9 protein-coding genes are annotated in these 8982 nt (G+C 70.9%); 2 read left to right on the forward strand and 7 right to left on the reverse strand.

Annotated features, from left to right (window positions below):
* The first annotated feature begins 172 nt into the window (after positions 1-172).
* Positions 173-1009 (forward strand): alpha/beta fold hydrolase, encoded by an 837-nt coding sequence (locus ACFUN8_RS35945; RefSeq protein WP_383647252.1) that lies wholly within the window; start codon positions 173-175, stop codon positions 1007-1009.
* On the opposite strand, the gene ACFUN8_RS35950 is transcribed toward ACFUN8_RS35945, so the two are convergent.
* The 3 genes from ACFUN8_RS35950 to ACFUN8_RS35960 form a co-directional block, all read right to left on the reverse strand.
* Entirely contained in the window at positions 969-1949 is a 981-nt protein-coding gene (locus tag ACFUN8_RS35950; RefSeq protein WP_383647255.1) for a helix-turn-helix transcriptional regulator, read from the reverse strand. The two genes, ACFUN8_RS35945 and ACFUN8_RS35950, sit on opposite strands and share 41 nt — an antisense overlap.
* 212 nt (positions 1950-2161) lie before the next feature.
* Complete coding sequence (locus ACFUN8_RS35955; protein ID WP_383647258.1) at positions 2162-3037, reverse strand: thioesterase family protein; 876 nt, start codon at positions 3035-3037, stop codon at positions 2162-2164.
* 38 nt (positions 3038-3075) lie between these two features.
* Positions 3076-3747 (reverse strand): trimeric intracellular cation channel family protein, encoded by a 672-nt coding sequence (locus ACFUN8_RS35960; RefSeq protein ID WP_383647261.1) that lies wholly within the window; start codon positions 3745-3747, stop codon positions 3076-3078.
* A 150-nt stretch (positions 3748-3897) separates the two neighbouring features.
* Between ACFUN8_RS35960 and ACFUN8_RS35965 the strand changes: the two genes are divergently transcribed.
* On the forward strand, positions 3898-4614 hold the full coding sequence (locus ACFUN8_RS35965; protein ID WP_383647264.1) for a TetR/AcrR family transcriptional regulator: 717 nt from the start codon (positions 3898-3900) through the stop codon (positions 4612-4614).
* An 85-nt stretch (positions 4615-4699) separates the two neighbouring features.
* On the opposite strand, the gene ACFUN8_RS35970 is transcribed toward ACFUN8_RS35965, so the two are convergent.
* The 4 genes from ACFUN8_RS35970 to ACFUN8_RS35985 all read right to left on the reverse strand — a co-directional run bounded on the left by ACFUN8_RS35970 (position 4700) and on the right by ACFUN8_RS35985 (position 8890).
* On the reverse strand, positions 4700-5767 hold the full coding sequence (locus ACFUN8_RS35970) for an ABC transporter ATP-binding protein (RefSeq protein ID WP_383647266.1): 1068 nt from the start codon (positions 5765-5767) through the stop codon (positions 4700-4702).
* On the reverse strand, positions 5764-6894 hold the full coding sequence (locus tag ACFUN8_RS35975; RefSeq protein WP_383647269.1) for an ABC transporter ATP-binding protein: 1131 nt from the start codon (positions 6892-6894) through the stop codon (positions 5764-5766). Before ACFUN8_RS35975 ends, ACFUN8_RS35970 begins: the two co-directional genes overlap by 4 nt.
* Before the next feature lie 6 nt (positions 6895-6900).
* Positions 6901-7812 (reverse strand): ABC transporter permease, encoded by a 912-nt coding sequence (locus ACFUN8_RS35980; RefSeq protein ID WP_383647274.1) that lies wholly within the window; start codon positions 7810-7812, stop codon positions 6901-6903.
* Between the two features lie 73 nt (positions 7813-7885).
* Entirely contained in the window at positions 7886-8890 is a 1005-nt protein-coding gene (locus ACFUN8_RS35985; RefSeq protein WP_383647271.1) for an ABC transporter permease, read from the reverse strand.
* Between the last annotated feature and the right edge of the window lie 92 nt (positions 8891-8982).

Below are 8982 nucleotides of genomic sequence, written 5' to 3' on the forward strand. Positions count from 1 at the left end.
CCGCTACGACAAACGCCCCGACCGCTACCTCGCCGCCATCACCCTCGCCAGCACCCTCATCTGGCTCGACCAATGATCGACAAGACACCCCCTAGGGCCTACGGGGGCGAGGTGCCGTGCCAGGCGTCGCAGGCCAGGCGGGACTTTGAAGACAGGGCCTAGCCTGGTGGGCATGGATGGATGGACTCTCGACCACACGTTCAACAGCTCCTCCGGTGAGGTCCGGTGGGGTGTTCTCGGGCCCGTCGACGGGGCGCCCGTCGTGCTGCTGCACGGGACTCCGTTCTCGTCGTACGTGTGGCGGGGCCCCGCGCGGGCGCTCGCGGAGCGGCATCGGGTGTACGTGTGGGACATGCCCGGCTTCGGGGCGTCCGAGATGCGGCGGGATCAGGACGTGTCGCTGGGCGCGCAGGCGCGGATCTTCGGCGAACTGCTGGGGCACTGGGGGCTGGAGCGGCCCGCCGTCGTCGCGCACGACTTCGGGGGATGCGTCGCCCTGCGCGCGACGCTGCTGCACGGCGCGCGGTACGAACGGCTGGCGCTCGTGGATCCCGTGGCCCTCGCGCCGTGGGGCTCGCCCACGTACCGGCTCCTCGGCGAACACGGCGAGGTCTTCGACCGGTTGCCGCCCGCGCTGCACCGCGCGCTCGTGCGGGAGTACGTCGGCTCGGCCAGCCACCCCGGGCTGCGCGCGGACGTCCTGGACGCGCTGGTGGAGCCGTGGTGCGGCACGGAGGCGGGGCGGGCCGCGTTCTACCGGCAGATCGCGCAGAACGACCAGCGTTTCACCGACGAGATCGAGGGCCGGTACGGGGAGTTGGACCTGCCGGTGCTGATCTGCTGGGGCGAGGACGACACCTGGATCCCGCAGGAGAAGGGGCGGCAGCTGGCGGGGCTGATCCCCGGTGCCGAGCTGCGGCTGATCGCGGGGGCGGGCCATCTCGTGCAGGAGGACGCGCCCGCCGAACTCACCCTGGCGCTGGGCGACTTCCTCCGTACAGCTCCGTGACCGCGGCGGCGGCCCCGGCGAGTACGTCGCGGGCCTCGGGCGGCGAGAGCACCTCCACGTTCTCGCCGAAGGCGAGCAGGGCGCGGACCGCTCGTAGCTCGGTGAAGACGAGGGCCAGCCGGGCCCACTCCCCCGACGCCTCCACGACCGGTTCCTCGTCGGTCAGTTGGGCCGCCTGGATACGGAGGAACATGTCGAGCCGGGTGACGCGGACCCGGGCGGTCACCTCGACACCGGCCGGCCGCAGTTCGACCTTCCGGCGCAGCAGGTCCCAGACGTCGCCCAGCTCCACGCCGTCGCGGCGGCGTACGGGCGCGTCGGTCAGGGTCGCGTCGCGCACGCGGTCGACGCGGTAGAGCCCGGGTACGCCGCGGTGGTCGGCGACCAGGTACCAGACGCCCGCCTTGACGACGAGACCGTACGGATCGACCGTGTACGTCCTAGGCTCGGTGGTACCGCTGTGCCGGTAGCCGAGCCGCAGCCGGCGGTCGGCGAAGACCGCGGTGTTCAGCACGTCCAGGTCGACGGCGGGCCGCCCCGCGCGCATCCATCGCTCCGGGTCGACGATGATGCGGCGGCTGGTCCGCTCGGCGGCGGGGCGGTGCGGAGCGGGCAGCGCGGCCATCACCTTGCGCAGCGCCGAGCCGAGCGCCTGGTCGAGACCGAGCGCGGAGTGGGCGCCCTGCGCGGCGAGGACGAACAGCGCGCGGGACTCGTCGGCGGTCAGACCGGTGACGTCGGTACGGAAGCCGGGCAGCAGCGCGATGCCACCGTGTCTGCCGCGCTCGGCGTAGACGGGGATGCCGGCGGCCGAGAGTGCCTCGACGTCGCGGTAGACGGTCCGCACGGACACCTCAAGGCGCTCGGCCAGCTCGGAGGCGGGGACGAGCCCTCGGGTCTGGAGGAGCAACAGGATCGAAAGGAGCCGATCGGACTTCACCGCTCCAGGATCGCGCACGGCGGCGAGGGCGGGACCGCGCGGGCCGGCTGGGGGCGGGCCGCCGGGCGCGACACCGGCCGTGCGACGGGCGGTGGCGCCGCGGCACGCACTGCGGCCGAGCCCGCCGGGCGCCGGCCCGGACTCAGGACCGCGGGCCCGGCACGGGCGCACGGGCGTCCGCCGAAGGGTAGGAGGGGCGAGAGCCGCCCCGCCTACCGCCCCTCCGGCGCCCTGACCGCCCTCGGGGCCCTTGCCAGTTGGCGGGACTGGGCGACCAGGCGGTCCGTGGTGTCCCAGACGTCCACGTCCTCCTCCAGATAGCCGCCCGCCAGATTTCGCGTGGTGACGAAGACCCGCAGTGGTCCCGGTGCCGGGCGGCTTCGGATGTGCGTGGTCAGTTCGACCGTCGGCGTCCAGCCCATGAGGCCGAGGTCGAAGGCGGTCGGGGGGAAGGCGTCCACCGTCAGCAGCAGTGAGAGCGGGTCCGGCTCGCGGCCGTCGGCCAGGGAGAACCAGCCGCGCACCTCGCCCTTTCCGGAAGGGGCGCCGACGGCCCAACCCGCAGTCTCCGGGTCCAGCTTGATGACCACGCGCCGTGCGAAGCCCGAGTCGTCCGGAAAGGCGGCCGGCCCGTCCTCCGTACCGAGGCACCGCTCGGGCGGCGGCAGCGTGGGCGGCTTCGCCGAGGTGCGGACGTCGTCGCTGAGGGAGTCCAGTGCGCCGTACGCCGCGAGGACCCGGACGCGTTCGACCTCCGTGCCGTCGGCCTCGTACTGGAAGAGCGACGCCTGGCCGGTCGCGAGGGTTCGGCCGGTCCGTACCGCCTCCGTACGGACGACGGCCGGGCCGGGCTGCGACGGTGTCAGGTAGTGCGCGGTGACCGTGAACGGATCGGGGTGCGGCAGCGCGTCGCGCAGGGCGCGGCCCAGGATCGCCAGCAGATAGCCGCCGTTGACGGCGGAGAGGATCGCCCAGCCCTCGGAGAGGTGTGCGTCGTAGACGCCGGGTTCACGGAGGGTGACGGAGGTGTCGCGGTCGAACTCGCTGTCCACCATGGATGCCTGTGCCATCGGCGCTGCCTGTGCCATGAGCAGCACGCTACAACAACGCATTACCAAGCGGTAGCTTACATATTCGAACCAGACTCCTCGGCCGCCGTCGAGCGGCGGTTGTACGCGCGCGGCGCCCGCCAGTGGAAGCGCATGGCCAGCAGTCGCAGCGCGAACGCGGCGAGGGCCGCGAGCCCGCTCGTCAGTCCGTTCAGCGCGTCGAACCGGATGCAGATCGCCACCGTCGTCGCGCCGACGATCGCGGGCACCGCGTACAGGTCTCGGTCCCAACGCAGCAGCGAGGGAACCTCGTTGGCGAGTACGTCGCGCAGGACACCCCCGCCCGCGGCCGTGGCGAGCCCGAGCGCGGCGGACGCGGTGAGGCCGAGCCCGTACTCGTACGCCTTGACCGTGCCCGTCACGCAGAACAGCCCGAGCCCCGCCGCGTCGAAGACGTTCACCGCGCCCTGGATGCGCTCGACATGCGGGTGCAGGAAGAAGACCAGGACCGTCGCGACCAGCGGCATCGTGAAGTAACCGAGGTCCGTGAAGGCCGCCGGCGGTACGGCTCCGATGATCAGGTCCCGGAGCAGCCCGCCGCCGAGCCCGGTGACCTCGGCGAGCACCGCCATGCCGAAGACGTCGAAGTTCTTGCGGACGGCGAGCAGGGCGCCGGAGATCGCGAAGACGAAGATGCCGGCGAGGTCGAGCGAGTGCTGGACGGAAGGGGTGAACAGTTCCTGAAACACCCGACAGTTCTACACCGGGCACGAGGGGCCACCTCAGTCCGGACCGGCCCGGACAAGAGCACCACTCAACAGCGGAACGGCGAATCCCGACGGGGCGAACAGTGTTCGTCTCATATGGAACGAGGTTCGTCCATCCGCTATGCTCGGGACATGCCACCGACCCCTCAGCAACGGCGCGCGGCGCGGCACCATCAGCCTGTTCCCGATGCGGGCACGCCGCCGGCGCGAGGCCGGCGGAAGAAACCGATCACGGCGGACGCCATCGTCGACGCGGCACTCGACATCGTGGCGCGCGAGGGCTACGAGGCCCTGACCATGCGCCGGGTGGCAGCCGCTCTGGAGACCGGACCGGCGTCGCTGTACGCCCATGTCGTGAACAAGGACGATCTGGACGAGCTGCTCATCGGCCGTCTGTGCGCCGAGATCGAGCTGCCCGAGCCGGACCCCGCCGCGTGGCGTGAGCAGATCACCGGCGTCTACACCCGGATGCGTGACCAGTATCTGCGCTACCCCGGGATCTCCCGGGCCGCGCTCGCCGCCGCGCCCACCAACGAGGACACGCTGCGGCTCGGCGAAGGCATGCTCGCCATCCTGCTCGCCGGAGGCATCGCGCCGCAGACCGCCGCCTGGGGCGTCGACTCCCTGACGCTCTACGTCAACGCGTACACCCTTGAGATCTCCCTGCTCAGCCACTCCGGCAACGAGTGGGTCGTCAGCCGGGACGAACTGCTGAGCCGGTTCGCCGGCCTGCCCGACACCTTCCCGCAGACCAAGCGTTACGCCGCCGAACTCACCGCGGGAACCGACCACGAGCGCTTCGACTTCACCATCGAGCTGATGCTCGACGGTCTCGCACGCCGCCGCTGAGCCCGGCCAGGACGGACCGGCTCACGGACGGCCGGGCCCCGGGACCCGGCCGAAGCCCCGCCCGACGCCCCAGCCGCGGCCGCCCTCAGACGGCCTCCGTCAGCGCCTCCGGCTCCGTCTCCGTCACCGCCTCGATCCCCGTCGACCTCGTCCGTGCCACCGTCCCCGCCTCGATCTCCGCCGCGAAGTGGCACGCCACCCGATGCCCGTCCCCCACCGCCGTCAGCTCCGGCCGCTCCGTCGCGCAGCGTGTCTCCTGCTTCCAGGGGCAGCGCGTATGGAAGCGGCACCCCGTCGGGGGGGCCGCCGGGGACGGGAGGTCGCCGTGGAGCAGGATGCGTTCGCGGCGGTCCTCGACGTCCGGGTCGGGTACCGGCACCGCCGACATCAGCGCCTTCGTGTACGGATGCCTCGGCTCGGCGTACAGCGCGTCGCTCGGGGCCTCCTCCACCAGCGAGCCCAGATACATGACCCCGATGACGTCCGAGATGTGGCGGACCACGGCCAGGTCGTGGGCGATGACGAGATATGTCAGGCCCTTGGACTCCTGAAGCTCCTCAAGGAGGTTGATCACCTGCGCCTGGATGGAGACGTCGAGCGCGGAGACCGGCTCGTCGCAGATGATCACGTCCGGTTCGAGGACGAGCGCGCGCGCGATGCCGATGCGCTGGCGCTGGCCGCCGGAGAACTCGTGCGGGTAGCGGGACAGCGCGTTGGTCGGCAGACCGACCTCCGCGAGGATCTTCTTGATCCGCTCCCGGCGCTCCTCCTGGTCCGCGCCGATGCCGTGCGCCGCCATGCCCTCGGAGAGGATGGACTCGATGTTCTGCCGGGGGTTGAGGCTGCCCAGCGGGTCCTGGAAGACCATCTGGAGGCGGTGCCGGATCTTCCGCATCTCCTCGTCCGGCAGCTTCGCGAGATCCGTACCGTCGAAGACGACCCCGCCCTCGGTGATGTCGACGAGGCGCAGGACGGCCCGGCCGAGGGTGGTCTTGCCACAGCCCGACTCCCCCACCAGGCCGTACGTCTGGCCCGCCTCGACCTTCAGCGAGACGCCGTCGACGGCGTAGACGTGGCCGACGGTGCGGTCGAAGAAGATGCCCTTCTTGACGGGGAAGTGGACCTTGACGCCGTCCAGTTCGAGCAGACTCATGAGGGGACCTCCGCCGTGGGTTCGACCGGATCCGCCGGATCCACCGGATCGACTGAATCAACGGGAGCAACGGGAGCAACTGGTTCGACGGCGTCCGCCGGTCCGACCCGATCGACAGGTTCGGCGGCGTCCGCCGGCAGGACCGGGTTGACGCAGCGCACCTGGTGGCCCGGCGCGCGCGGTTCGGTGAGTTCCGGCGTACCCGTCAGGCACTCCATCGTGTAGAAGTCGCACCGGGGCGCGAACGCGCAGCCGTCGGCCCACGCGATCTTGTCGTTGATCGACCCCCGGATCGGCCTGAGCGGTTCGCCGCGCGGTGCGTCCAGGCGCGGGATGGAGCCGAGCAGACCGTGCGCGTACGGATGGGTGGGGTGCGCGAACAGTTCGCGGCGGCCCGCCGTCTCCACCGCCCGCCCCGCGTAGAGGACGTTGACCTGGTCGCACAACCCGGCGACGACGCCCAGGTCATGAGTGATCATCAGGAGCGCCGTGCCCTCCTGGTCGACCAGTTCCTTGAGGAGTTCGAGGATCTGGGCCTGGATGGTGACGTCTAGCGCCGTCGTCGGCTCGTCCGCGATCAGCAGGCGCGGTGCGCACGCGACCGCCATGGCGATGAGCGCGCGCTGGCGCATTCCGCCGGAGAGCTGGTGCGGGTACTCCTTCAGCCGCCGGTCCGGGTCCGGGATCCCGACGCGGTCGAGCAGCGTCGCGGCCTCCTTGCGGGCCGCCTCGCCCTTCAGGCCGCGGTGGCGGCTCAGGATCTCGGTGACCTGGATACCGATGGGGACGACCGGGTTCAGCGAGGAGAGCGGGTCCTGGAAGATCATCGCGAGCTGGCTGCCGCGCAGGTCGCGGATCTTCCTCTCGCCCATGGTCAGCAGGTCCGCGCCGTCGAACTCCGCGCGGCCGCCCACCGTCACCCCCTTGCGCGGGAGCAGACCCATCAGCGCGAGGGCGGTCACGGACTTGCCGCAGCCCGACTCGCCGACCAGGCCGACGACTTGGCCCTCGGCGACGTCGAAGGTGACGCCGTCGACGGCCTTCGTGTCGCGCGCGGCGCTCTTTCCCCGCCCCGTACCGTGCCCGGCGAAGGTGACCGACAGTGCGTCAACCGACAGTAGTGACATGGGACTTCAGCCTCGCAGCTTCGGATCGAGAGCTTCCCGCATCGCCTCGCCGAGCAGCGTGAAGCCGAGAGCGGTGACGATGATCCCGACCGCCGGATAGACCGACATCATCGGCGCGTTGTCGAAGAAGCGCTGTGCCTGCGACAGCATCACGCCCCACTCCGGGATCGCCGGGTCCGGATTGCCGAGGCCCAGGTAGGACAGCGCGGCGGCCTCGATGATCGCGGTGGCGAGGCTGAGCGTCGCCTGGACGATGACCGGGCTGAGCGAGTTGGGCATGATCTGGGTGAGGACGATACGGCGCTTGCGGATGCCCACCGCCTTGGCGGCCAGTACGTAGTCCGAGCTGCCCTGCGCGAGCATCGAACCGCGCAACAGCCTTGCGAAAACGGGCACTTGGACCACACCCACCGCGATCATCACGGTGGTCAGCGACTGGCCGAGCACGGCCGCGACCGACACGGCCAGCAGCAGCGAGGGCAGCGCCAGCATGATGTCGGTGACGCGCATGATGACGGTGTCCACGCGCTTGCCCGGCTCTCCGCCGAGCGTGGCCGCCGCGCCCGACACGGCGCCGATGACCGCGCCGGCCACCAGACCGATGAGCATCGACACGACACCCACGAGCAGCGTCTGCCGGGCGCCGACGAGCATCCGGGAGAACTCGTCGCGTCCGAGGTGGTCGAGTCCGAACCAGTTCTCGCCGCGCGGTCCGACGAAGCGCCCCTGGTTGGGGAAGACCTCGCCGCGCCAGTCCTGCGCCGTGGGGCTGTACGGGGCGAGCCACGGGCCGACGATCGCGACCAGCACGAACAGGCCGATGACGACGCCGCCGATGATCGCCGTCTTGCTGGTGCGCAGCCGCCGGAACGCCTCGCGCCACAGCCCGGCGCCCGAGGTGGTCTCGGTGCGCTCCATGAGCTGCGCGAGCCGGTCGATCTTGTCGGCCTTCTTCGACGTGTTCGGAGTGACGTCAGGGATGGCGTTCACGTCAGTGCACCCGCACTCTCGGGTCGATGAGGCTGTACGCCACGTCGACCAGCAGATTGATCAGCACGTACACCAGCGCGATGAAGAGGATGAAGCCGACGAGCACGGGATAGTCGCGGGCGTCGATCGACGTACGGATGAAGGACCCGATCCCGCCGAAGGTGAAGACCGACTCGGTGAGGACGGCGCCGGACAGCAGGCTGCCGGTCAGCAGGCCCACGGCGGTGATCACCGGCAGCAGCGCGTTGCGCAGGACGTGCCGGGCGCGTACGACGCGCTTGTCCAGGCCCTTGGACTCCGCCGTACGCACGTAGTCCTCGCCCAGCACTTCGAGCACGCTGGCCCGGGTCATCCGCACGATGACGGCGAGCGGGATGGAGGCGAGCGCGACCGCGGGCAGCACCAGATGGGTGATCGCGTCCCACGACGCGTCGAACTCACCGGTCAACAGGCCGTCCAGGACGGCGAATCCGGTGACCTTCGTCGCGTCGATGCCGGTCGAGAGCCGGCCGTAGCTCGGGAAGAGCCCGAGGTTGACGGCGAAGAGGCCCTTGAGGAGCAGCGCGAGGAAGAAGACGGGGATGCAGATGCCGAGCAGCGAGCCGGACACGGCGGTCACGTCGAGCCAGCTGCCGCGGCGCCGGGCGGCGAAGTAGCCGAGCGGGATGCCGACCACGATCGCGATGAGCATGGCGGCGACGCTGAGTTCGACGGTCGCCGGGAAGCGCAGGGTGAATTCCTCCCACACCGGCCGGCCGGTCTGTGTGGAGGTGCCGAGGTCCAGTTGGAAGATCCGTTTGATGAACCGCCAGTACTGGATCCAGATCGGCTCGTCGAGCCCCAACGCCCGGTTGATCCTGGCCACTTCGGACTCGGTCGCCCGCTCGCCCAGGATCGCCGAGGCGGGTCCTCCGGGCAGCCGGTTCAGCCACAGGAAGAGCAGAATCGACAGACCGAGCAGGGTGGGTATCAGCTGGAGCAGTCGTCGTGCGACAAGTCGCAGCACCCCGCGTGCCCCTTTCTTCGGTACCTGGGACGTCCTAGGACGTCGGACGTGGTGCGGGTCCGCCCGGCCGGCGGTTCTGGTGCGCCGCCGAC

Source organism: Streptomyces sp. NPDC057307 (genome assembly GCF_042667665.1).
GTDB lineage: Bacteria > Actinomycetota > Actinomycetes > Streptomycetales > Streptomycetaceae > Streptomyces.